Below are 23,639 nucleotides of genomic sequence, written 5' to 3'. Positions count from 1 at the left end.
CCGAGCGGGGAGCCGGTTACTTCTTCTTGTCGTCGCCGCCTTCGCCGCCGCCGCTCATGGATTCGTAGATCTCCTTGCACAGCGGGCAGACGGGGTACTTCTTCGGGTCGCGGCCCGGCACCCACACCTTGCCGCACAGCGCCACGACGGGCGTACCGTCGAGGGCGCTCGCCATGATCTTGTCCTTCTGGACGTAGTGGGCGAAGCGCTCGTGGTCGCCGTCGCCGTGGGACACCTGCGGCGTCGGCTCGACGAGGGTACCCGTACCAGTGCCGCGCTCGGGCTCGAGAGTGCTCATACGGCAAGGGTACTGAAGGCCCCGGGCATCAGTTGAGTGAAGGGTCGTCCGGATATGTGGCGACCATCGCCAGTTCGTTGCGCTGGCGGCGCAGCACCTCGCGCCACAGTCTCTCGGGGGACGGGGAGGACACGTCGCCGGGTTCCGACTCGACGACGTACCAGGCCCCTTCCGCCAGCTCGTCCTCGAGCTGGCCGGGGCCCCAGCCGGCGTATCCGGCGAAGATCCGCAGCGAGCCGAGGGCGGAGGCCAGCAGCTCGGGAGGTGCCTCCAGATCGACGAGACCGATCGCGCCGTGCACCCGGCGCCAGCCCAGCGGGGCGCCCCCGCCGGAGCCGCCGGGGATGACGGCGACGCCGAGTGCGGAGTCCAGCGACACCGGGCCGCCCTGGAAGACGACGCCGGGCTCCCCGGCGAGATCCGCCCAGCCCTCCAGGATGTCGCCCACGTCCACGGGGGTGGGACGGTTGAGGACGACACCGAGGGAGCCCTCCTCGTCGTGGTCGAGAAGGAGCACCACCGCACGGTCGAAGTTCGGGTCCGCCAGGGCGGGCGTAGCCACGAGCAGCCGCCCTGTGAGCGAGGACACCTCGGTCATGCCAGACATGATCCCGCATCTTCCCTGCGCATGGGGAGCCAATCCGGCTACGGGGGTGAGCGCAGCTCAGGGACACGGAAGCGTCACCGGCGCACGGCCGCCGCGGTGACCGCACGTGCCCGACGCTCAACGGGGCGTGTTGGCGCAGGGTCCCGAGCCAACCCGGGCCGCCGACGGGCTTTCTGCAGGGGGGCGCACGGCGATTACCCTGTCTCTCCGGCCCCCTCCGAAGTGATCGGCCGGATCCTGCCCACCTCATCGGAACGCGAGATACATGACCGTCAACGGCACTGATGACGTCCTGCTTGTCCACGGCGGAACCCCGCTGGAGGGCGAGATCCGTGTCCGCGGTGCGAAGAACCTCGTACCAAAGGCCATGGTCGCCGCCCTGCTGGGCGGTGAGCCAAGTCGCCTGCGCAACGTTCCGGACATCCGTGACGTGCGTGTCGTGCGCGGCCTGCTGCAACTGCACGGGGTGACGGTCCGTCCGGGTGACGAACCGGGTGAGCTGGTGCTCGACCCGACCCGGGTGGAGAGCGCCAATGTCGCCGACATCGATGCCCACGCGGGCTCCTCGCGCATTCCGATCCTGTTCTGCGGGCCGCTGCTGCACCGGCTGGGGCACGCGTTCATCCCCGGCCTGGGCGGCTGCGACATCGGCGGCCGGCCCATCGACTTCCACTTCGACGTGCTGCGGCAGTTCGGCGCGGTCATCGAGAAGCGGGCCGACGGGCAGTACCTGGAGGCCCCGCAGCGGCTCCGCGGGACGAAGATCCGACTGCCGTACCCGTCCGTCGGCGCGACCGAGCAGGTGCTGCTGACGGCCGTGCTGGCCGAGGGGGTCACCGAGCTGTCCAACGCGGCCGTGGAGCCGGAGATCGAGGACCTGATCTGCGTCCTGCAGAAGATGGGCGCGATCATCGCGATCGACACCGACCGCACGATCCGGATCACGGGTGTGGAGAAGCTCGGCGGATACAACCACCGGGCCCTTTCGGACCGGCTGGAGGCGGCGTCCTGGGCGTCCGCGGCACTGGCCACCGAGGGCGACATCTACGTCCGCGGCGCCCAGCAGCGGTCGATGATGACCTTCCTGAACACCTACCGGAAGGTCGGCGGCGCGTTCCAGATCGACGACGAGGGCATCCGCTTCTGGCACCCGGGCGGCCAGTTGAAGTCCATCGCGCTGGAGACGGACGTGCACCCCGGTTTCCAGACCGACTGGCAGCAGCCGCTGGTGGTCGCCCTGACCCAGGCCACGGGCCTGTCGATCATCCACGAGACGGTGTACGAGTCGCGTCTGGGCTTCACCTCCGCGCTCAACCAGATGGGCGCCCACATCCAGCTCTACCGCGAGTGCCTGGGCGGCTCCGACTGCCGCTTCGGCCAGCGCAACTTCCTGCACTCCGCGGTGGTGTCCGGCCCGACCCGGCTCCAGGGCGCCGACCTGGTCATCCCCGACCTGCGCGGCGGCTTCTCGTACCTGATCGCGGCCCTGGCCGCCCAGGGAACCTCCCGCGTCCACGGCATCGACCTGATCAACCGTGGCTACGAGAACTTCATGGAGAAGCTCATGGAGCTGGGCGCCAAGGTGGAGCTCCCGGGCCAGGCCCTCGGCTGACCGAACCCCCCAGCCGGGCCCTCGGCTGGTCCGCGTTCCCCCGGCGGGCGCCGGGGGAACGCGGGTACGACTTTGGGGCGGCCCCCGGTGAGGGGGACCGCCCCATTGGCGTCGTGACGGCCTGAGGGCCGGCCTGCAGCGTCTCGTACGCCGTCCCACGGCGTACGAGACGGCGAGGTCACTTGCCCTTGGCCGCTTCCTTGAGCTTGCTGCCCGCGGAGACCTTCACGCTGTAGCCGGCCGGGATCTGGATCGGCTCGCCGGTCTGCGGGTTGCGAGCGGTGCGAGCGGCACGGTGGGTGCGCTCGAAGGTCAGGAAACCAGGGATGGTGACCTTCTCGTCCCCCTTGGAGACGATGTCGCCGACGACGTCGGCGAACGCGGCCAGCACGGCGTCGGCGTCCTTGCGGGTCACCTCGGCACGGTCGGCCAGCGCGGCCACCAGCTCACTGCGGTTCATGTTGTTACTCCCGTGTTCTTCTTACCGTTGCGGCGAGGCCGCATGTTGGGCACAGCGAAGCCGATGCTGCCAGGGTCCTCGGTGAGTCCCCGGACCCGGGTCCGTCGCCGAACCCTCGCGCCCAGGGAGGCATCCTGCCCCCACCTGCGGCACGAATGCCAATCCGGCACCCATAGGAGTCGTGAGAACACCCTTGGGAGTCACACGAAGAGATGCCCGAGCCTGGCCGTCACGATAAGGCTCCACCGGCGGCGGGGTGCTTCACGACGCGCCGGTTTCGCCGCGCCGTGGCAATCGTCACGCCGTTGCCGCCGTCTTCGCGGCCGCCTCCCGGACCGCCCCGGCCACCGCGCCGGCGACCTTGTCGTTGAAGACGCTCGGAATGATGTAGTTCGGGTTCAGCTCGTCCCCGGTGACCACGTCGGCGAGGGCCTGCGCGGCGGCCAGCATCATCTCCGTGTTGACGGTTCGGGACTGCGCGTCCAGCAGGCCGCGGAAAACACCCGGGAAGACCAGCACGTTGTTGATCTGGTTGGGGAAGTCGGAGCGGCCGGTGGCCACAACTGCCGCCGTCTGACGGGCAATTGCCGGGTCCACCTCGGGGTCGGGGTTCGCGAGCGCGAACACGATCGCGCCCTCCGCCATGGCGGCCACGTCGTCACCGTCGAGCACGTTGGGCGCCGAGACGCCGATGAAGACGTCCGCGCCGTGCACGGCCTCCTTCAGCGTGCCGCTCAGGCCCTCCGGGTTGGTGTTGTCCGCGATCCAGCGCAGCGGGGAGTCCGGGGCGGCCCCGACGAGGTCCTCACGCTCGGCGTGCACCACCCCGTGGATGTCGGCGACGACGGCGTTCTTCACGCCCGCGGCGAGCAGCAGCCGCAGGATCGCCGTGCCGGCCGCGCCGGCGCCGGACATCACCACGCGCACGCTGTCGATCGACTTGCCGACCACGCGCAGCGCGTTGGTCAGCGCGGAGAGCACGACGATCGCGGTGCCGTGCTGGTCGTCGTGGAAGACGGGGATGTCGAGGGCCTCGCGCAGCCGGGCCTCGATCTCGAAGCAGCGGGGCGCGGAGATGTCCTCCAGGTTGATGCCCGCGAAGCCGGGGGCGATCGCCTTGACGATCTCGACGATCGCGTCGCTGTCCTGGGTGTCCAGGCAGATCGGCCAGGCGTCGATGCCGGCGAAGCGCTTGAAGAGGGCCGCCTTGCCCTCCATGACCGGCAGTGCGGCCTTCGGGCCGATGTTGCCCAGGCCCAGCACGGCCGAGCCGTCCGTCACGACCGCAACCGAGTTGCGCTTGATGGTCAGGCGCCGGGCGTCCTCGGGGTTCTCCGCGATCGCCATGCACACGCGGGCCACACCGGGGGTGTAGACCATGGACAGGTCGTCACGGTTGCGGATGGGGTGCTTGGACGCCATCTCGATCTTGCCGCCGAGGTGCATGAGGAACGTACGGTCCGAGACCTTGCCCAGCGTGACGCCCTCGATGCCGCGCAGCTTCTCGACGATCTCCTCGGCGTGGGCCGTCGAGGTGGCCGCGATGGTGACGTCGATACGGAGCCTCTCGTGGCCCGACGCGGTGACGTCGAGGCCGGTCACCGAGCCTCCGGAGGACTCCACGGCCGTGGTGAGCTGCGATACGGCGGTTCCGCCCGCCGGCACCTCCAGACGGATGGTCATCGAGTAGGAGACGCTGGGCGCCGTTGCCATGGCCGACTTCCTCTGCTTTCACCGTGTCGCGAAGTTCTGCCGTCCGATCGTCGCACCTACCCCCGAGTACGTGCTAGCCGCCCCGGGTTGTGGACGTTGTGTTCACCTGGAGGTGCCGATTTCGGAAACTGAATTCCACCATACGAGAACTGGCGAAGCGACGGAAGATACGCAGGCGGCAAAAGAGGCCCACGTCACATGAGCGACGTGAGCCTCCTGGAGGTTTGTATGACACCGACCCGCCATGCTCGCCTCGCGGCAAGTGGTCGCTCGTAGCGACGAAGGTTGGGCCCGGGGGCTTGGATCGGGCCGGTGTCGTATCCAGGCTAACAAACGGATCCCTCATGGCCATTCCCGTCGCTGCGGTTACCCCGGGTTCAGTCCCGCAGCAGATCCGGCACCCCGGCCCCGTCCGGCTCGTCCCGCTCCCCGGAGACCACCGTCAGCTGCTGGGTGGCCCTGGTCAGGGCCACGTACAGGACCCGCAGACCGGCCGGGGACTCGTCCGCGATCTCCGCGGGCGAGACGACGACCGTCGCGTCGTACTCCAGGCCCTTGGCCTCCAGGCTGCCGAGGGCCACCACCCGGTCGCCGAGCCCGGCCAGCCAGCGCCTGGCCTCCTCGCGCCGGTTCATGGCGACGACCACGCCGACCGTGCCGTCCACCAGGTCCAGCAGCCGCTCGGCCTCCGCCCGCGCGCTCTTCTCCACGGAGCCCCGGACGACGGCGAAGCGCGGCTCCACCCCGGTGGAGCGCACGGCCGTCGGCGCGAGGGAGCCGGGCATGGCCAGGGCGAGGACCTTCGAGGCCAGGTCGGCGATCTCCGCCGGGTTGCGGTAGTTCACGGTCAGCTGGAAACGGCGGCGCGGCCGGGTGCCCAGGGCCTCGTCGCGGGCCTCGGCCGCCTCGTCCGGGTCGGACCAGGAGGACTGGGCGGGGTCGCCGACGACCGTCCAGGTGGCGTGCCGGCCGCGCCGGCCGACCATCCGCCACTGCATGGGCGTGAGGTCCTGTGCCTCGTCCACGATGACGTGCGCGTACTCGGTGCGCTCCTGCGCGAGGCGCTCCGCCCGCTCCCGCTGCGACTCCTCGCGCACCGGCATCAGCTCCTCCAGACCGGTGAGCTGGTCCAGCGGGTCCAGGTCGCGCTTCCGGCGCGGGCGGGCCGGGGTGCCGAGGATCGCCTGGAGCTCGTCGAGCAGGGCGATGTCGTGCACCGAGTACCCGTTCCGCCGCAGCGAGCGGGCCACCCGGCGCACCTCCCCCGGGTTGAGGATCCGGCGCGCCCAGCGGCCCAGCCGCCGCTCGTCGGCCATGGCGGTGAGCACGGCCGGCGGGGTCAGCTCGGGCCACCACGCGTCGAGGAAGGCGACGAAGGAGTCCTCACCGCTCACGTCCTCGTCGAAGGAGGAACGCAGCTCGGCGGCCAGTTCCGGGTCGGTGTGCCGGCCGGCGGCGCCCGACTTCTCCCACAGGGCGTCCAGCAGCAGCTTGCGGGCGCGCGGGCGCAGCAGGTTGACCGGCGCCGTGCCGCCGAGGGCGGTGCGCCGGACGTGGTCGAGCTCCTCGGCCTCCAGCTCCAGACGGCGGCCGAAGGCGACGACCCGCAGCCGGTCCGGCGAGCCGTTCGACTCCAGCGCGCCCCGCGCCGCCTTGCGCAGCACCTTCAGCATCCGGTACGAGCCCTTGGCCCGCGCCACCGCAGGAGAGTCGTACAGCGTGGCCTCGGCGCCGTCGACGAGCGAGCCGATCGCCCGGATGGCGACCTGGCCCTCCTCGCCGAGCGAGGGCAGCACGCCCTCGGTGTAGGCCACGAGCAGCGGCGTCGGGGAGACGATCAGGATGCCGCCCGCGTAGCGGCGCCGGTCCTGGTAGAGCAGGTAGGCCGCCCGGTGCAGCGCGACCGCCGTCTTCCCCGTCCCCGGACCGCCCTCGACGTACGTCACCGAGGCGGCGGGGGCGCGGATGACCAGGTCCTGCTCGGCCTGGATGGAGGAGACGATGTCCCGCATGGTGTGGCTGCGGGCCCGGCCGAGCGCGGCCATCAGCGCGCCGTCGCCGATCGCGGGCAGCTCGTGGCCGTCGAGGAAGGCTTTCAGCTCGGGACGCATCAGGTCGTCCTCGACCCCGAGCACGCGCCGCCCCTTGGAGCGGATGACCCGCCGGCGCACGACCCGGCCGGGGTCGACCGGGGTGGAGCGGTAGAACGGGGCCGCGGCCGGTGCCCGCCAGTCGATGACCAGCGGGGAGTAGTCCTCGTCGAGGACGCCGATGCGGCCGATGTGCAGGGTCTCGGCGATGTCCGCCGTGCCGTTCTCGCGGACCGCGCCCTCGGCCGGCTCGACCGCGGTGTACGCGCCGTCCGGGCCCTTCCTGCCGTCCTTGCCGAGCAGCAGGTCGATACGGCCGAACAGGAAGTCCTCGAACTCGTTGTTCAGCCGGTTGAGGTGGATGCCCGCCCGGAACACCTGCGCGTCGCGCTCGGCCAGCGCGCCGGGTGTACCCACCTGGCCGCGCTGGGCCGCGTCGCGCATGAGGAACTCGGCCTCGTGGATCTTCTCCTCGAGGCGGCGGTACACCCGGTCCAGGTGCTGCTGTTCCACACCGATCTCTCGGTCCCGTACGGAGTCGTGCGCCGCTTCGTGCGCTGCGGCGTGGACCGATCCGACCGCGGAATCCTGTTGAGCCTGTGCGGCCACCGGGCCCCCTTCTGACGTGCTGGGCAGCCGTCAACCGTACGCGAAGGGGGCCCGCTCGCGGAAGCCAATGCCTGTCCGGAAGACCGTGTCGCAGACGCGGTCCGCCACACAGAGGCTAGGCGGGCACCTCGACGAGTCGTTTCCCGTCGAAGGTCATCACTTCGAAGTGGTCGATCTGGTTCGGCTCCAGGGCCGCGCCGCCGCGGACGTAGAGGGGGTTCTTGGCCTCCTCCGTCTTGGCGTTCGGGACGCCGTAGCCCCACTCCGGGACGGACCAGGACGTGACCGTCTCACGTTCGCCGTTCTTGCCGACGGCGATGAGCGAGCACTTCTGCCGGCCGGTGACGTTGCTCAGTTCGAGAACGGCGTTCGTGCCCCAGTCCTTCTTCTCGACGGCGACCGTCGCGGTGACCTTCGTCGTGGAGTCCGTCGCCGTGACCTTGTCGGGCATCGACTCGAAGGCGGACTTCGCGGGGCTCGCGGCCACCGCGGTGCTGCCGCCGTCCGAGCCGCTCACCGCGACCGCGGTCAGCGGGCCGCCGATGATCAGCGCTGCCGCCGCCGCGACCATGTAGAAGCCACGCCGGCGCTTCTGGGCGCGGCGCTCGGCGACCTCGTCGACGAGCTTCTCCACCAGGCGCGGGCTGGGCTTGGCCGACAGGGACTCGCCGACCGCGGGTGCGCCGGAGCCCGGCAGGTCCGCGAGTGCGGCCAGCATCGGCTCCATCCCGGCGAGTTCGTCGAGTTGCTGGGCGCACCACTCGCAGGTGGCGAGGTGCGCCTCGAAAGCGGTTGCCTCGGCGTCGTCGAGAATCCCGAGGGCGTAGGCGCCGACGGTCTCGTGCTCGTTCGGAGCCGGGGTTCCCTGCATGGCCCCAGACATACCCGCACCACCCGTTCCGAATCCCCCGTACACGCTCATCACGCCGTCACCCCCCGCTCCTCCAGCGCCAGCTTCATCGACCGCAGGGCGTAGAACACCCGCGAGCGGACGGTGCCGCTGGGTATGCCCAGTGTCTCGGCTGCCTCATTGACGGTACGCCCTTTGAAGTACGTCTCGACGAGCACCTCCCGGTGGGCCGGGGTCAGGTCGTCGAGCGCGTCCGACAGCGTCATCAGCCACAGCGCCTTGTCGATCTCGTCCTCCGCGGGGATGACCTCCAGCGGCGACGGATCGACCTCCTGCGGCCGGGCCTGCCGGCTGCGGTGGCCATCGATGACGATGCGCCGGGCGACCGTCACCAGCCAGGGGCGTACCGAACCGGTGGCCCGATTGAGCTGACCGGCGTTCTTCCAGGCACGGATGAGCGTCTCCTGCACCACGTCCTCGGCACGCTGCCGGTCGCCGGCCACCAGCCGGAGGACATACGCGAGGAGAGGTCCGGCGTGCTCGCGATAGAGCGCACGCATCAACTCCTCATCAGGTTCCGAGGACTGGGACATGCGATGTCGGGCCCTCGATCCACGTTCATTGGCCACGGCCGCATCCTTGCGCACGCCCACCTCCGGTGTCCGGGGCTTCCCCCAGTCGGTCGCTCGCCGACGGGTACGGATCCCGGGCGCGCCGTGTTCAAAACCGGCCGACGGATTTCTGGGTGGTGACGTGACGAGGGAGGACATGGGCGCACATTCCCCCCGCTTGATCTTTACATTTCCGACACAGGAGCCGGAGTGCCGGCGCTGCCCGCTCCCGGCGGGAGCCAAACGGAGTGTTACCGAAATCACTTTGGCGCGGAACGCCCACAACCGGCAAATGGATACGGGAGTTGTCGCTTTCCGCCCCTCTACGTCCGGGAGAGGGCGGCGCGTCGGCGGTGGCGGGCCACCCGTTCGCGGTTCCCGCAGACCTCGCTGGAGCACCAGCGCCTCCGGCGCCCCCGGGACGTGTCCAGGTACACGATCGGGCAGTTGTCGCCCTCGCACTGGCGCAGACCCGCCCGCGCCACGGGATCGGTGAGCAGCTCAACGGTGTCCCGGGCGACGGCCGCGAGCAGGGCCGCGCACTGGGGTTGGCCCGCCAACTCGCGTACGAGAGTGCCGTCTTCGCCTCGTACGGCGCGGGGTGCCGGCGGCGCCGTACGGGCGACGTCGTTGACGCGGGCGAGCGCGAGATCGTAGGCGCGGACCTCCTGGGCGAGACAGCCGCGCACCAACTGCCCTATGTCTCGCCGCAGTTCCCGGAAGCAGGTGAGCCAGGAGGCGTCGGCGTGCGCCAGTGGGCAGCCGGGCGGTACCAGCCCCGATCCGGTGATCCACGCGCACAGCGGCGCGACGGAGTCCAGCCGTTCCACGGGATGGGTGGTGGAGAGGAGATCCAGGCAGACCCGCCCGGCGTCGAACCTCAGCTCGTACGGGGCCGTGGCCGCAGCCAGTGCCATGCGCCTGTCACCGCCTAGGCTCACCCCGGCCGGCAGGCCTCGCCGGGGCATCGTCGGAGGCCGGAAATCCGTTCCCTCCCACAGTGCCCGCCCACCGGCCGGACCGGTAGACCCCGGGCGGCTCGGGGCCGCCCCCTACTGCGGGTGGTAGGGCCCGTTGCCGTACGGGCCCTGTCCGTACGGGCCCTGACCGTAGGGGCCGTGCCCATACGGGCCGCCTGGCCACTCCTGCCCCGCCGCCTGCGGCCCCGGCGGCGCACCTGCTCGAGCACCTTCCGAACCCGCCACCCGTTCACCGCGGCGCCCCCTGTTTTCGGTTGTCCGCCTCTGGCTCAGCGGTTCACGGCCTGGATCTCCTGAACCGTGACGTCCTGGGTGTCGCCGAAGGTTCCCTCGGGCAGATCCCCGCCGGTACCGCCGGTACCCGTCCAGTGAATCTTCCAGGTGATGGTGGCCCTCAACCGGTACGAGCCGTCGCCGGACGACCGCAGGTACTTCACCCCGCAGGGCGGTGTCCGGTCGGCCTTCCCCTTGGCGTACGCCTCACCGATACGGCCACCGTTGATCGCGCAGACCCCTGACGCGGGGTAGGTCTCGGCGTCCGCCGTACCGGGATCGATCTTCAACGAGACCGGCTCGGCGGTGGTGGTCGCGGTAATCCCCAGCACCGGCACGGAAGCCGTCACGGAAACCGGCCTGAACCGCGCCCCGTCCAGCCACGCCCAGGTCGGCAGATTCACCTTGGTCACCCCGGCCGGGGCAAGCGTCACCTCGGTACCGGGGACACGGATCTCGTTGTAGGCGAGTTCGGCGAGGATCGCGGGGGTGATGGCCTGCGGCGTGTCCGCCGGAGGCGCGGCGCCCTTGTCCACCCAGAAGATGGGCTTGTCACAGTCGAGCGCGCCGGGGTCGCCGGCGCGGCCGGGGGTGACGTACGAGTCCCACCAGTAGCCCTCGCCTTCCTTGTCCTTGTTGAAGTCCTTGTAGGGGTGGCCGTTGACGTACTTGTCACGCTGCTGCGCGTCCCACTCGTACCCCGTCGACTCCGCCTCCCAGATCGGCTCCAGATACGCCTTGAGCTGGTCCGGGCTGTACTTGGGCGCGTAGTAGCAGGCGGGCGGGGTCCAGGCCGTGACTGAGGCCACGGGCCCGGCCGATCGCCCGGCCCCGTTCTCGGACCGGTCGTAGACGACGGCACCGGCGGTGGCGGAGATCTTTTGGTCGTGCTGGTCGCCCTGGACCTGGGTCTCGGACCCTGTGCCGTTGCCACCGGGTACGAAGTCGGCCCAGGCGACCGGCCCAGCGGTCCATACAGCGACACCGGCGACAGCTGCGCACACCGTGATTCTGGCTACGGCTGGCACTGAGCCGCCCCCCTGGTCGAGATGATCTGGGACGTCTGCCAGACACCGTCGGAGTTCTTGTCCAGCCTCGTGTTGTACAGCACGTAACTGTTCTTGGTGACCGGCGTCTTGGCGATCTTCTGGGTCTTCTTGTCCTTGCTGAAGCCCTTGCTCTCGTCCGCGCAGAAGATGAGGGCAGCCGATGTCCCGCTCCGCAGCGTCACCTTGCGGTCGTAGTAGCGAGCCTGGCCGGTGAGGGTGGCGCCGGCCTCCTTGAACTGGGCGACCCAGGACAGGGCGGCTTCACGGGCCTTGCCCGTGTTGTAGTAGGCGAGCGCCTCACCCTTCGGGTCGGTTCCCGTGATCGCGGCATCCACGGCGCGCATGCGCTCCGCGCTGTCGGCCAGGACCACGTCCTTCACCGGGTCCCCGGTCTTCGTGTCTTCGAAGACGAGATTCAGATCCGACGGCAACTCGATCTTCGGTCGCCCCGCCGCTGTCGCGGACGGAGTCGGGGAGGCCGGCGTCTCCGTGCCCGTGTCCGCGCCCGCGATCTCGTCGTTGGCCTTCGAGTCGCCGTCGCCTCCGCCGCAACCGGAGAGGAGCACTGCGGCCGCCGTGCCGGCGACGACTGTGGTGAGCAGGCGGGTTGGACGGCGGTTCACAGCAGGCTCCTGGTGGGGCAGGTGGGTTGGGACGAAACAGCCGACACGCTACCGAGATCACCCGCACCCACACCAGCGAGGGGCCCAACCACCGCGCCCGCACATGAGACGTACGCGAACGGAGCCCGCACCTCCGTTCACGGCTCACCGGCCCCGCAGGGGCGGTGAGCCGTGAGCGGCCAGCCCGTCAGCCGAGTGTGGGCAGAGCCCTGCGCGGAGGGACCGCGTTCAGGAGGTCCTCTGCCACCCGGTTGCCGGTGTTCGCGTCGATGAAGCTGACGCGGACCACCGGGTCGCCCAGCGTGTCGCGGCTGGCCGTGGCGTCCAGGGCGAAGACCACCGACACCGGCCGCGCGTTCGCCCCCGCCCCGTGCACACCCGAGTACAGAAGGATCCGCCAGCCGTCCTCCTCCCAGTGGTCCAGCAGACCCGACCGGACCACCGGGAAGGCGGTCTGCCAGGCGAGGGAGTTCTCCAGCAGTTCGACGCTGGCGGCGACAGGCACCCGGTCCCCCGGCTCGCTGCCGAAGAGCGGATGCCCGAAGACACGCAGCCTCAGCCGGCGCAGCGGCAGCAGCCACCACCGGTCGAGATCGACCGACAGCGCCACCAGGACGGCCACCGCCACGGCCAGGAACACGACCGATCCACCGGGCCGTTCGGTGAGCGTGGACCACCAGACCCGGTGCGCCACCGCCGCCGTCGCGCCACCCACGAGCACCAGGGCGGCTCGCGCGAACGCCCGCCAGGTGATCGGGGTGTCCTCGTTCGCGGAACAGCCGCAGGAGGACTCCGGTGCCAGCGCCCGGCCGTAGCCGAGATAGCCGAGGAACCCGGCCCCGAGGACGGCCGTGGCCGCGCCCGGCACACGGTTCGCCGGTAGGGCCAGCAACCCCGCGGCGAGCAGGAGTTCCACGGCGCCGGTGCCGCGCAGCACCAGCGCCGCCCGCTCGCTGCTGCGCAGCATCCGGGCCAGCGCCGTCTTCGGTGCCCGGCGCACGGTGTCCCGGTCGAAGAGCTTGACCGCGCCGGTCCACCCCAGCAGACCCGCAAGGACCAGCGGCACGAGGCCCGTTGTCAGTGAGAGCATCCTTCCCTCCCCTTCTCCTCCTCGGATCCGGCCGTCAGTGCCCGACGGAGATACGGACGACGTCCACCGAGTTGTCGAACGGCCGCCAGGCGCCGAGCACCTGGGCGCTCTGCCCGATGCGCAGCCGGGACAGGTCCGAGGTGAGCGCACGACCCGCGTAGGAGGCGTTCGTCGTGTCCTGACGCACGTGGCCGACGATTTCGTGCTGCCCGTGGGAGAAGTGCACGCGGTTCTTCGCGATGCCGCGGATCGTGGTGTCGATGTTCACGATGTTCACCCACACCGCGTCGGCGGCGACGGTGCCGTCCGGCATCGGGACGCCCCGCGCGTACAGCCCGTCCCCGATCTCGATCTCGGCCGCGGTGGTGGGCCGGACCTTCCAGACGCTGGTGACGTTGGTCAGCTGTACCCGGGCGTGGTCACCGTAGGATCCCGCGACTTCCAGGACACTGCCGGTGATGCCGGTGATCCGGCCTTCCACGAACGTCGACTTGGGGATCGCCGGGTCGAGCGACGGCTCGGCGGCGAAGGCCGCGTCGGCGTCGAAGCCGCCGAGGGCGGACGCGCCGACGATGGTGGCGCCGGTGAGGGCGGCCGTGGTGAGGAAGCGACGGCGGCCCAGGCCGCCGTCGTCCTTCTGACGGTACGTCATGACGAACTCCCCCTCACTCGTAGATGTAGACCGGCAGCTTGCCGGAGCTGAGGTTGCCGATCGCCGAGAAGGCGGCCGGGGTCAGGTCCAGGACGCGGTTGGTGCGGCAGGCGCCGTTGCAGCAGGTGGCCTCGCCGCACCAGTCCTTGGTGCGCGGTCCGCAGTCGGTGATCGTGATGCAGACGGTGGCGCCGGAGCACTGGTGTCTGATGTTCATCACCGCACCGCAGCCGCGTCTGGGGATGCTCTCGCCGCACAGGTCGGGCCGGGTGATGTCCCAGCATGCCTGTGACGCGTTGGGCCAGGCGCCGTGATTCGCGCTGGACCGGCAGTTGCCGCAGGCGCCGCCGCCCGCGCTGCCGCACGGACCCCAGGAGGATCCGCAACAGAACCAGCTCGTTTCACCGGCCCATAGGCTGGTCGATCCGCAAGCCATCGTGCCGTCTCCCTTTGTCGCTGAATGACGCGCGTGAATGGGCGTGCACGCACACGTCGCATGAGCTGAATGACGCGTGCATGACAATTTCAGTGCGAGGGTTGTGCGCACAAAGCACCCCCATGATGCGCCCGTCTACGCGCGTTGGCCAGAGCCCGGCGGCACTCCGACGACTCCATGCCCGGCAAAGAGCCGGGTGCCCCGCGCCCGAAGGACGCGGGGCACCCGGCTCGGCGAACCCGGCTCAGCGGGCCCGGCTCAGTGAGCCCTCGCCGCCCGCTTCTTCTTCGCCCCGTTCGGCCACAGCCGGGGCTTGCGCTTCGCCGCCAGGTCCTCGACCCAGCCGACGGACAGTATGGCCAGGCCTATCAGCGGCCAGACGAGCACGAACTGCCAGAAGAGTTCCGTCGAGTCCAGCCACGACGAGGCCGCGTCGCTCTGCATGAAGGGCAGGTCGTAGGCCAGGTCGAGGATCGGCACCGTCGCCATGATGAGCAGGTTGTGCCAGAGGTAGATCGTCACCGCTCGGTTGTTGGAGAGGGTGATGAGCTTGTCCCACTTGGCCAGCCGGCCCGGCAGCGTCTGCCACGACGGCGAGTACTGCAACAGGATCACCACGATGCCGAACGACCAGGTCGCCTGCGCGAGCGGGATGTCGTTCAGGTCCCAGCCCTCGGAGCCGAGGTGGCCGGACGCCCACCACAGGCCGAACGCCATCAACGCCGCCGCGCCGGACACGGCCGCATAGCGCGGGATCTGCTTCAGCATGCCGTTGTTGTGGGCGAAGCCGAGCACCCAGCAGCTGCCGTACACGGCGAAGTCCTGGACCGCGTTGCCGGTCTCGCCGGGGATGGTGACCAGCCCGGTGCCGACCACGGCGGTGAGCGCCAGCGGGAACAGCAGGGTCGCCCACGGCACCCGGCGGAACGCCCACAGCAGCAGCGGGGAGGCGAGCACGAACCACAGGTAGGCCCGCAGATACCACAGCGGACCCGCCGCCTGGTCCGCCCAACTGCTCTCCAGCAGCCCGGACTCGGAGCCGATGCTCAAGGGGTACGGCGGGGCGCCGATCGGCACCAGGTAGTTGAACACGCTGATCGGGCCCCAGAGATGGCCCCCGAGGTCCGGGTCCTTCGCCGGACTCCAGCCCTGCACGAACAGGATCCCGAGCATCAGCGCGCTGAACACCCACAGCGGGGGCAGCAGTCTGCGCACCCTGCTCTTGATCACGGACAGGGCGGGACGGTTGAGCGAGCGCGCCATGAGCGAGCCCGCCAGCGCGAACATCACGCCCATGGACGGGAAGAGGACCGACAGCCAGGCCCAGCCGAAGAGGTGGTACGCCACCACACGCACCAGGGCGATGGAGCGCAGCAGGTCCAGATAGCGGTCACGGCCGGGGACCGCCGGCTTCTTCTCCGCGCCGGCCGGGTCGGCCCCACCGGTCGCGCCGGTCGAGTCGGCGCCGGTGGTGTCCGCCGGCACCGCCCCGTGCACCGCGTCCGCCGTCTTCTGCGCGGGGATCCTCACGTCGCCGGCACCGTCGTACGGCCAACCGGCCGTGGTCCCGGTCGTGGCCCCGGCCGGGTACCCGCCCGCGGTACCGGCCGTCGTCCCCGTCGCGTCCCCGTAGGGCCAGCTCCCGGGGGCGGGCCCCGAGTTGGCGGGTACCGAGGAACCGTAACCGGGGCCCGGGCCCGAGGGCGTCCCCGGTACGCCCGGCGGCGGTGTGCCGTCCGCGGTCCCGTACTCGTGTGCCGTCATCCGACGGGCCTCCGTTCACTGCCGCTGCCCGTCGCCCGCTGTTGCGGGATCGAACCCGGCGCCTCCACCACGCCGGTGCGCCGCAGTTTCTGCCAGCGCAGCCGACCGCCGGTGAGCGCCGTCATCCAGGACCGGAGCAGGACGACGTACATCAGTTGCCGATAGAGAATCTGCTGGAGCGGCAGCGAGATGAGGTGGCTCATCCGCTCGCGGTCCAGCCGGAAGGCGTACGCGGCGCAGATCGCCTGCACCGCCAGGACGCCGAGCCAGGCGCCGACGGTCTTCTCCGTGGGGCCGAACACCAGCCCGTACAGCAGGAAGACGTCGATCAGCGGGGCCAGCAGCGGGGCCACCACCATGAACAGGGAGACGAACGGCAGTCCGACGCGGCCGAAGCGGCCCGAGGGGCCGCGCTCCACGACGGCCCGGCGGTGCTTCCAGATCGCCTGCATGGTGCCGTACGACCAGCGGTAGCGCTGGGACCACAGCTGCTGCACGGACTCCGGGGCCTCGGTCCAGGCGCGGGCGTTCTCCGCGTACACCACCCGCCAGCCGTCGCGGTGCAGTGCCATGGTGACGTCGGTGTCCTCGGCGAGCGTGTCCTCGCTCATGCCGCCGACCCGCTCCAGCGCGCTGCGCCGGAAGGCGCCGACCGCTCCGGGGATGGTCGGCATGCAGCCGAGGATGTCGTACATCCGGCGGTCGAGGTTGAAGCCCATCACGTACTCGATGTGCTGCCAGGCCCCGATGAGCGAGTCCTTGTTGCCCACCTTGGCGTTGCCGGCGACCGCGCCGACCTTCGGGTCGGCGAAGGGCTGCACCAGCTCGCGGATGGTGGACGGCTCGAACACGGTGTCGCCGTCCATCATCACGATGATGTCGTAACGGGCGTTGGCCAGGCCCCGGTTGAGCGCGGCCGGCTTGCCCGCGTTGAGCTGCCGGATGACCCGCACGCCCGGCAGGTTCAGGTTCTCGACGATGCGCGCCGTGCCGTCGCTGGAGCCGTCGTCGATGACGAGCACCTCGATCGGATGGTCGCTCGCGACGAGTGAACGCACCGTGTTCTCGATGCACTTGGCCTCGTTGTACGCCGGGACGAGGACCGACACCGGCCGGGTGATCGGCGTATCGGGGCCCCAGCGGAAGTTCTTCTTGCGCACCCGGCGGGCGTGCGCCCCCGAGAGCAGCAGCATCAGGCCGAAGCGGACGAGGACGAGGGAGCCGATGACGGCGAGGCCGACGACCAGCACGCCGGTGAGTTCGTCCGAGGCCTGGACCAGGAAGATCCAGGCCCGGCCCTTCCACAGCTCCGCGCCGGTGACCGGGGTGTGCGCGCTGGGTGCGCCGAGGGCCTCGGTGAGGTTCTGGAACTTGTAGCCCCTGGCCTGGAGTTCGGGCAGGAACCTGTCGAGCGCCTCGACGGTCTGGTGCCGGTCGCCACCGGAGTCGTGCATCAGGACGATGGCGCCGTCGCCGTGCTTCGGGGTGGCCCTGCGGATGATCTCGTCGACACCCGGCTTCTGCCAGTCCTCACTGTCGGTGTTGTTGAGGACCGTGAGGTAACCGCGGGAGCCGATGTACTTGGTGACCGGCCAGGACGCGTTGTCCATCGCGTCGGCGAAGGACGAGTACGGCGGCCGGAACAGCGACGTGCGGATGCCGGCGGCGCCCTCCAGGGCCATCTGGTTCTGGGACAGCTGCCAGTCGATGCCACCGGGGGACTTGTAGGACAGGTCGGGGTGGTTGAAGGTGTGCAGCCCGATCTCGTGTCCCTCGCGCACGATGCGCTTCACCAGGTCCGGGTACTGCGAGGCCATGGTGCCGGTGATGAAGAAGACCCCGTGCGCGTGGTGCTTCTTGAGCACGTCGAGCACCTTGGGGGTCCACTCGGGGTCGGGACCGTCGTCGAAGGTGAGGACGAGCCGGTGCTTGGGCACGCTCAGGCTGGCGGTCTTGCCACTGCGGGTGTCGATGACCGGGCCGCCCTCGAGGATCTCCTCGGGCACCTTGTCGTAGGCGACCTCGGGCCTGATGCGGTAGTCGGCGAGGATCTCGCTGTGCACATAGCCGCGCAGCATCAGCATCGCGGTCATGGCGACCAGCAGCATGACGGGGAGCACCCAGCGCATGGGCAGCCGGCGGCGTCGCAGATTGACGTGTGCCGGGGCACGCTGTGATCGCCCGTCGCCTCTGGTGGAACGGCGACGGTTGGAACGGGAGGCCATCAGAGGACGTTCTCCGGAGAGTGGTCGGGTGTGACGCCGGGCCGGTCGGCGGCCCGGCCGCTGGTGGCGACGGGGTTCGCCGTGGGGGCTCCCCCGGCATTGTTGGTGGTGACGCCGCTGCCGCCGGGGTCGGAGGTGGGCGGCCTGCCGGAACCGGACGGGGTCGGGTCGGGCGAGTTCGGGTCGGGCGGCGGCGTCTTGGTGTCCGGGGGCGTGTTGTCCCCGGGATCGGCGGACGCGGACGGACCGTCCGGGGCCTTCTTCGTGCTGGACACCGAGGGCGCGGGGTTGCTCGGCGCGGCGGGCGTCCCGCCGGACACGGCCGGGGCTCCCGATACGGCGGTGGATCCCGCGGGCGGGTTCACACCGGCGCTCGGGACGGTGGGGGCGGAGGGGTCGGTGGTGGCCTCGGGCGAACCGCTGGAGTCCGGGGACGGGCTCGTGGCATCCGACTGCCGCGGGGACTCCTTGACCTTGCTCGCCGGCTGGTCGTCGGCGCCCGGAACCGGGACCGGTACCCAGGGGGCGGCGGCGTTGCCGGACAGCAGGGTGACGACGATGACGACCGCGTAGACCGCGCAGGCGAGGCCGATGGCCATGCCGAGCCGGCGGAAGCGGCGGCTGCGGCGGCCGGACTCGTCGACGAAGACGGGCCGGTCGGCCTCCTTGCCGGCGGGGCCGGCCGAGCCGAGGGTGCCGCCCGGCCGCAGGCTCACGGCGTCGAGCTGCACGGTGACCTCGTGCGGGTCGTGGGTCTCCCAGGGGTCCTCGACCTGCACCCGCAGGGGGCCGGTGCCCGCGCCTGCCGACGCCCCGGGTGCCGCGGCGCCCGGCGCTCCGGACAGCAACTGGGTCTCCGCCGCGGCCGCGGGTCCGGGGAGCATCTGCGTCTCAGCGGCGGCAGCCGTTCCAGGCAGCATCTGCGTCTCGGCGGCAGCCGTCGATCCGGGGAGCAGCCGCGTCTCCGCAGCGGCCTCCGGGTCGGCCGTCATCCAGGTGTCCGCCATCGGTTCCGACCCGGGCAGTACCCGGGTCTCCGCAGCGGCCTCCGGGTCGGCGGTGCGGCCCTTGTCGAACCAGGAGCCCGCCGCCGGGCCCTGCCCCCGGTCCTCGCCGACTCCTTGCGGGCGTCTCCGCGCACCGCCAGGACCGGCCGTCGGCCAGGCCGCCGTCCGCCCGGCGGCATCCGGCCACGCACCCCGGTCACCGGAACCCGGCGCCGTTTCGGCGGGGTGGCCTGAATCCGGTTCCGTGCCGAGGGCATCACCGGATATGGGCGACTCGCTCGGGTCCGCGGCCCCGGCCGTCTGCCGACCGTCCCCGGATGAAAATCCGGAGCCGCTCGGTTGGGCGTGATCTGGCCATTTGTCGACGCGCACGTGCTTCCCCCCCAGGGGCATGACTTCCAGGTGGGCGACGAATCCGGGCCTACGTACTGTCGTCGGGCCAGGACCCCCACCCGGCCCGAGCGCCCCCTTTATCACAGTGCACCCGGGGCCCCGAATGTATCGCATGTGGCCATGCCATGGAGATGGGTCTCAGATGTGTGCACCCATCACGACCGCGTCCATGGCCGGAATCCACCCCTCCACCGGCTTGCGCAACCATCCTTTCTCGTGCGCCAGTTCGGTGGCAGAACGCCTGAGCGCATCCAATCCTGGGTGAACCTGGCCTTTTCGCCACACCAGCGACACCGGCGACAGCGGAACGGGTTCGACGAGAGGCCGCAGAACCGTCTGAGGCATCGCCGGAAAGTCGACCACGGCGAGAATCGGGTTCCTGTGCTTGGCCATGATCCGCCGGAACTCGGCCACGCCGATCGCGAGCGGAGCCGGCGGCGCGAGACTGATGCCGCGCCCCTCGAACAGCTCACGCGCGAGGTCGGTCCACTCCAGCGTGCGCGGATTGCCCGCGCCCGCGTACACGGTCTCCCCCGCCAGGGCGCCGAGCGGCACCTGCTCCAGGTCCGCGAGCCGGTGCCCCTCGGGCAGGATGACGGCCATCCGCTCGTACCGCACGGGCTCGTGCAGCAGTCCCCGCCGGACCACGGGATCGAGCCCGGCGAACCGTCCGAACGACGCGTCGAGACGGCCGGCCAGGATCTCGGCGGCGGCACCGGTCAGACCGCTCTCGAAGCGGGTCATCAGTTCGAGGTGCGGGACCCGGGACCGCGCCCGGTCCAGCACCCGCTCCCCGAACAGCCCCGGGCTGTTGACGTCGACGAGCAGCGGCCGTTCCGGCTCACCCCGGCCGAAGGCGTCGAGCAGCGCGCGCTGCGCCTGGAGCACCCGGCGGGCGTACGGCAGCAGCCGGGCACCCTCGGCGGTCAGTGTGACCTGCCGCGTGGTCCGTACGAACAGCACGGCACCCAACTCCCGCTCCAGTCGGCGGATATCCCGGCTGAGGGCCTGCTGCGCGACGTACAGCCGTGCGGCGGCGCGCGTGAAGTGCAGTTCCTCGGCGACGATGACGAAGGCACGCAGCAGACGGGGGGCGATCCCCTCGGCGAAGAGGGACGGCGGTCCGGGTTCGGCAGGCACCGGCCGAACTTACAACGCAGGTGCGTCAATCGCATCCGATCAGGTGTTGGACCGCAGCTCAGCGCAGGGGCGACGGTGACGGCATGCCGAAAATCCCTGTCCCGTCCGCCGCCTCGGCCCCCGCGCCGGCCTCCGGGGAAGGTCGCGCCTCCCTACTCGCCCCCTACCGCCGTCTGTTCGCCCTCCCCGGCACCCGCGCCTTCACCGCCGGGAACCTGATAGCCCGGCTGCCGTCGGGCATGTTCGGCGTGAGCGCGGTCGTCATGATCGCCGGTGCGCGCGGCTCGTACGCGCTGGCCGGCGCCGTCACCGCCACCGGCCTCGCGGCGACCGCGGTGACCGCCCCCTGGGTCGCCCGGCTGGTGGACCGGTACGGGCAGGCCCGGATCGCCGTGCCCGCCACCGTCTGCGCGGTCCTGGGCAGCCTGGCCCTCCTGCTGTGCGTGCGCTACGACGCCCCCGACTGGACCCTGTTCGCCGCGTACGCCGCCACCGCGACCACCCCCAACACCGGCGGAATGTCCCGTGCCCGCTGGGCGCACCTGCTGCGGTCCGACCCCGAGGCCCTGCACACCGCCAACTCCTTCGAACAGGCCGCGGACGAGCTGTGCTTCATGCTCGGCCCGGTCCTCGCGGCCTTCCTCACCGGGACGTTCTTCCCTGAGTCCGGCACGCTGGTCGGTGCCGTACTCCTGCTGACCGGCATCCTTCTGTTCACCGCCCAGCGCTCGACCGAGCCGCCGCCGAGTCCCCGCACTCCCGCGCGGGCGCCTCTGCGCGCCCCCGGTATGCCGGGCCAGCTCGCTGTGTGCCTCGCCATGGGCGCGGTGTTCGGCGCGATGGAGGTCGTCACCGTGGCGTTCGCGGACGAGCAGGGTCATCGGTCGGTGGCAGGCGTGGCACTCGGCCTCCAGGCGGCCGGTTCGTGCGTGGCCGGGCTGGTGTACGGGGCCCTGCGACCGGCGGGCCCGGCCGGACGGCGACTGCCGTGGTGCGTGGCGGCGATGACGGCCCTCATGACCCTGCCGCTGCTGGCCGCCGCGCTGACCGGTTCCCTGCTCGCACTGTCCGCGGCGCTGCTCGTCGCGGGTACGGCGACGGCGCCCACCATGGTCACCAACATGACCCTGGTCCAGCGGCGCTCCCCCGAGGGCCGCCTCAACGAGGGCATGACCCTCGCGGTGACCGGCCTGCTCGGCGGCATCGCCTGCGGCAGCGCGACCGGTGGCTGGATGGTCGAGCACGTCTCGGCGACGGCGGGTTACGCGGTCCCGGTGACGGCGGCGGCGATCGCGCTGCTGATCTCAGTGAGCGGCGTACGCAAGGAACTCTGACCAGGCGTCGGCGTTCACCGCGAAGCGCGGGCTGTCACCGCCGAGTTTGGAGTCACGGACGTGGATGGTGCGGGGAGAGGCGGCGACTTCGACGCAGGCGCCGCCCTGCGAGTCGCTGTAGCTGGACTTGAACCATGCCAACGGTTCGTTCATAGCTCCTTCGCCACCTTCCGGATGAACGCGGCCGACTCCTCAACTCCGAGAGCCTGCATACGGATCATCCCATGCACCTGCATCAGGTCGCTGACCCTATTTGCGTCAGCGTGGAGCACGCTGGTCTCCGGCCCCTCAACGTACGCGAAGCGTTCGTGTTCGTCAGTCTCAAGCAAGATGAACGAGCCGTTGAGCGCGAGGCCGCTGCACTTCCCGAAGGGCAGGACCTGGATGGACACGTTGCGCCACCCGCCGATCTCAGGCAGATGGAGCAGCTGCTGACGCATCACCTCCCGTCCGCCCACCTCCGTACGGAGCGCGGCCTCATGGATCACGAAGCCGTAGACCACCTTGGTACGACGCGTCAGCGCCTCGTGCCTTTCCAGTCGCGCTCTGACCCGCTCCTCAACTGTCTCGTCATCCAGCGGCGGACAGCTCTCACCGATCAGCGCTCGCGCGTACTGCTCGATCTGGAGGAGGCCGGGAATCAGTCCGAGTGAGTAGTCGTGCACGGCGATGGCCTCGGCCTCAATCGCCATATACTCCTGCGACCGCGCGGGAAACGGCTCGGGTTTCAGGAACTCATGCGCGGCGACCAACTTCCCACGCGCCCGGCACAGTTGATCAGCAACTTGCAACAACCGCAGCGTCGGCCGACGGCGCCCGCACTCCATCGACTTGACGTACTCGTAGTCATAGCCGGCCTCTTCGGCCAGGACCTGCCGGGTGACCTGGGCCTCCTCCCGCCACAGCTTGATCTGCCCACCGCAGTAACGCCAGTTCTGCTGCGCCTGCTGGGACTCCCCCGGAGCCACGCTCCCTCACCCGCCTCCCGCCGCCGCAGCGTGTACAGCCACGCTGCGTACCCGACCCGATACTTCCGAGGCTAGGCACAGGCCAGCAGCATTTTCCCGCCGAACGACGGAGAATCACACGCAAGGAACCAGCCCGTATGCCGACGCCGCACCGCTCCCCCACCGCGCTCCCCCAGGACATCGAGTTCCGCTTCCCCCGCCACGCCCGCAGCGTGGGCCGCGCCCGCCTGCTCCTGCGCGAACAGGCGACGTCCTGGAAGCTCCCCGACGGGGTGACGGAGACGGCGGTACTCCTGCTCAGCGAGCTGATGACGAACGCCTACCGCCACGCGAAGGCGCCCGGCCGGGAGATCCGGGCGCGCTGCGTACTGAGCGACGACGGCCGCCTGCGCGTCTTGGTCACGGACGCGAACGACGTCCTGCCCACGCCCCGAGACGCGTCACCGGAGGACGAGTCCGGCCGCGGCCTGGCCCTGGTGGAGGCGCTGGCGGACGACTGGGGCGCCGAGCCCCGCCCCGGCGGCATCGGCAAGACGATGTGGTTCGAGCTCGAACTCGACGCGGAAGCAGGCGCAGAGAGGTGATGTCACTGCTGGTCGACGTCGGCTTCGCGCTGCTCTTCCTCGTCCGCCGCGCACGTTGCCGCCGACGTTCCCCACCGGATCCCATGACGGACGAACCAGACCGCCACCAGTGAACCCAGCATGGCCGGCAGGAACCACATGAGCGTCCACGGCCCGCCAAGCATCACACCTGACACGGCCGAACCGTGCACCAGTACGGCCAAGGCGTAGACCGCGACCATCTCCGCCCTTGCTCGCCCTGCCGTACTCCGCCGCCCCGCCATCGAACCGT

General features: G+C 70.8%; 23 protein-coding genes. 3 read left to right on the top strand and 20 right to left on the bottom strand.

Annotated features, from left to right (window positions below; all coding sequences use genetic code 11):
- Positions 1 to 16: 16 nt before the first annotated feature.
- Together TNCT6_RS19210 and TNCT6_RS19205 are read right to left on the bottom strand one after the other, a co-directional pair.
- A complete protein-coding gene (locus tag TNCT6_RS19210; RefSeq protein WP_141360526.1) occupies positions 17 to 298 on the bottom strand; it encodes a DUF3039 domain-containing protein in 282 nt (93 codons plus the stop codon).
- Positions 299 to 326: 28 nt separating this feature from the next.
- Entirely contained in the window at positions 327 to 896 is a 570-nt protein-coding gene (locus TNCT6_RS19205) for a YqgE/AlgH family protein (protein WP_172632954.1), read from the bottom strand.
- Positions 897 to 1,170: 274 nt separating this feature from the next.
- Here TNCT6_RS19205 and murA point away from each other — a divergent pair, with 274 nt between their 5' ends.
- Positions 1,171 to 2,517, top strand: coding sequence for a UDP-N-acetylglucosamine 1-carboxyvinyltransferase (gene murA, locus TNCT6_RS19200; protein WP_141360524.1), 1,347 nt, complete (start codon positions 1,171 to 1,173; stop codon positions 2,515 to 2,517).
- A gap of 178 nt (positions 2,518 to 2,695) precedes the next feature.
- Here the strand turns inward: murA and TNCT6_RS19195 are convergent, their stop codons facing one another.
- The 15 genes from TNCT6_RS19195 to TNCT6_RS19125 all read right to left on the bottom strand — a co-directional run bounded on the left by TNCT6_RS19195 (position 2,696) and on the right by TNCT6_RS19125 (position 20,482).
- The gene (locus TNCT6_RS19195) at positions 2,696 to 2,977 is read right to left on the bottom strand and encodes an HU family DNA-binding protein (RefSeq protein ID WP_003990598.1); all 282 of its coding nucleotides are present in this window, start codon (positions 2,975 to 2,977) and stop codon (positions 2,696 to 2,698) included.
- Positions 2,978 to 3,274: 297 nt separating this feature from the next.
- A complete protein-coding gene (locus tag TNCT6_RS19190) occupies positions 3,275 to 4,690 on the bottom strand; it encodes an NAD-dependent malic enzyme (RefSeq protein WP_141360523.1) in 1,416 nt (471 codons plus the stop codon).
- Positions 4,691 to 5,067: 377 nt separating this feature from the next.
- Positions 5,068 to 7,389: a UvrD-helicase domain-containing protein gene (locus TNCT6_RS19185; RefSeq protein ID WP_141360522.1), complete on the bottom strand. Its 2,322-nt coding sequence runs from the start codon at positions 7,387 to 7,389 to the stop codon at positions 5,068 to 5,070.
- A gap of 115 nt (positions 7,390 to 7,504) precedes the next feature.
- A complete protein-coding gene (locus tag TNCT6_RS19180) occupies positions 7,505 to 8,311 on the bottom strand; it encodes an anti-sigma factor (protein ID WP_373996187.1) in 807 nt (268 codons plus the stop codon).
- The gene (locus TNCT6_RS19175; RefSeq protein ID WP_019056398.1) at positions 8,311 to 8,832 is read right to left on the bottom strand and encodes a sigma-70 family RNA polymerase sigma factor; all 522 of its coding nucleotides are present in this window, start codon (positions 8,830 to 8,832) and stop codon (positions 8,311 to 8,313) included. The genes TNCT6_RS19180 and TNCT6_RS19175 overlap by 1 nt, the downstream gene beginning before the upstream one ends.
- A 341-nt stretch (positions 8,833 to 9,173) precedes the next feature.
- A complete protein-coding gene (locus tag TNCT6_RS19170) occupies positions 9,174 to 9,767 on the bottom strand; it encodes an ABATE domain-containing protein (protein WP_141360520.1) in 594 nt (197 codons plus the stop codon).
- 332 nt (positions 9,768 to 10,099) lie between these two features.
- Positions 10,100 to 11,131, bottom strand: coding sequence for a hypothetical protein (locus tag TNCT6_RS19165; protein WP_373996186.1), 1,032 nt, complete (start codon positions 11,129 to 11,131; stop codon positions 10,100 to 10,102).
- Entirely contained in the window at positions 11,119 to 11,775 is a 657-nt protein-coding gene (locus TNCT6_RS19160; protein ID WP_141360519.1) for a hypothetical protein, read from the bottom strand. Before TNCT6_RS19160 ends, TNCT6_RS19165 begins: the two co-directional genes overlap by 13 nt.
- Positions 11,776 to 11,962: 187 nt before the next feature.
- Positions 11,963 to 12,865: a MauE/DoxX family redox-associated membrane protein gene (locus TNCT6_RS19155; protein WP_141360518.1), complete on the bottom strand. Its 903-nt coding sequence runs from the start codon at positions 12,863 to 12,865 to the stop codon at positions 11,963 to 11,965.
- 34 nt (positions 12,866 to 12,899) lie between these two features.
- Positions 12,900 to 13,517: a cell wall protein gene (locus TNCT6_RS19150; protein WP_141360517.1), complete on the bottom strand. Its 618-nt coding sequence runs from the start codon at positions 13,515 to 13,517 to the stop codon at positions 12,900 to 12,902.
- Positions 13,518 to 13,530: 13 nt separating this feature from the next.
- Positions 13,531 to 13,734: an RlpA-like double-psi beta-barrel domain-containing protein gene (locus TNCT6_RS42080; RefSeq protein ID WP_324838204.1), complete on the bottom strand. Its 204-nt coding sequence runs from the start codon at positions 13,732 to 13,734 to the stop codon at positions 13,531 to 13,533.
- A gap of 477 nt (positions 13,735 to 14,211) precedes the next feature.
- Positions 14,212 to 15,717, bottom strand: coding sequence for an acyltransferase (locus TNCT6_RS19140; RefSeq protein ID WP_253266158.1), 1,506 nt, complete (start codon positions 15,715 to 15,717; stop codon positions 14,212 to 14,214).
- Positions 15,714 to 17,942 (bottom strand): glycosyltransferase, encoded by a 2,229-nt coding sequence (locus TNCT6_RS19135; RefSeq protein ID WP_141360515.1) that lies wholly within the window; start codon positions 17,940 to 17,942, stop codon positions 15,714 to 15,716. Before TNCT6_RS19135 ends, TNCT6_RS19140 begins: the two co-directional genes overlap by 4 nt.
- Complete coding sequence (locus TNCT6_RS39965) at positions 17,942 to 18,949, bottom strand: translation initiation factor IF-2 (RefSeq protein WP_172632953.1); 1,008 nt, start codon at positions 18,947 to 18,949, stop codon at positions 17,942 to 17,944. The genes TNCT6_RS19135 and TNCT6_RS39965 overlap by 1 nt, the downstream gene beginning before the upstream one ends.
- A 531-nt stretch (positions 18,950 to 19,480) precedes the next feature.
- Positions 19,481 to 20,482: a LysR family transcriptional regulator gene (locus TNCT6_RS19125; RefSeq protein ID WP_301184396.1), complete on the bottom strand. Its 1,002-nt coding sequence runs from the start codon at positions 20,480 to 20,482 to the stop codon at positions 19,481 to 19,483.
- An 83-nt stretch (positions 20,483 to 20,565) separates the two neighbouring features.
- Between TNCT6_RS19125 and TNCT6_RS19120 the strand changes: the two genes are divergently transcribed.
- Positions 20,566 to 21,816, top strand: a complete 1,251-nt coding sequence (locus TNCT6_RS19120; protein WP_141360514.1) for an MFS transporter — start codon at positions 20,566 to 20,568, stop codon at positions 21,814 to 21,816.
- Here TNCT6_RS19120 and TNCT6_RS19115 read toward each other — a convergent pair.
- Positions 21,787 to 21,969: a DUF397 domain-containing protein gene (locus TNCT6_RS19115; protein ID WP_141360513.1), complete on the bottom strand. Its 183-nt coding sequence runs from the start codon at positions 21,967 to 21,969 to the stop codon at positions 21,787 to 21,789. The genes TNCT6_RS19120 and TNCT6_RS19115 overlap by 30 nt on opposite strands.
- The gene (locus TNCT6_RS19110; RefSeq protein WP_141360512.1) at positions 21,966 to 22,784 is read right to left on the bottom strand and encodes a helix-turn-helix transcriptional regulator; all 819 of its coding nucleotides are present in this window, start codon (positions 22,782 to 22,784) and stop codon (positions 21,966 to 21,968) included. Before TNCT6_RS19110 ends, TNCT6_RS19115 begins: the two co-directional genes overlap by 4 nt.
- Positions 22,785 to 22,921: 137 nt before the next feature.
- Between TNCT6_RS19110 and TNCT6_RS19105 the strand changes: the two genes are divergently transcribed.
- The gene (locus tag TNCT6_RS19105) at positions 22,922 to 23,368 is read left to right on the top strand and encodes an ATP-binding protein (protein WP_141360511.1); all 447 of its coding nucleotides are present in this window, start codon (positions 22,922 to 22,924) and stop codon (positions 23,366 to 23,368) included.
- A 2-nt stretch (positions 23,369 to 23,370) separates the two neighbouring features.
- Here the strand turns inward: TNCT6_RS19105 and TNCT6_RS19100 are convergent, their stop codons facing one another.
- Complete coding sequence (locus tag TNCT6_RS19100; protein ID WP_253266157.1) at positions 23,371 to 23,589, bottom strand: hypothetical protein; 219 nt, start codon at positions 23,587 to 23,589, stop codon at positions 23,371 to 23,373.
- Between the last annotated feature and the right edge of the window lie 50 nt (positions 23,590 to 23,639).

This window comes from Streptomyces sp. 6-11-2, assembly GCF_006540305.1.
GTDB lineage: Bacteria > Actinomycetota > Actinomycetes > Streptomycetales > Streptomycetaceae > Streptomyces.
This window is presented reverse-complemented; position numbering and strand designations above follow the sequence as displayed.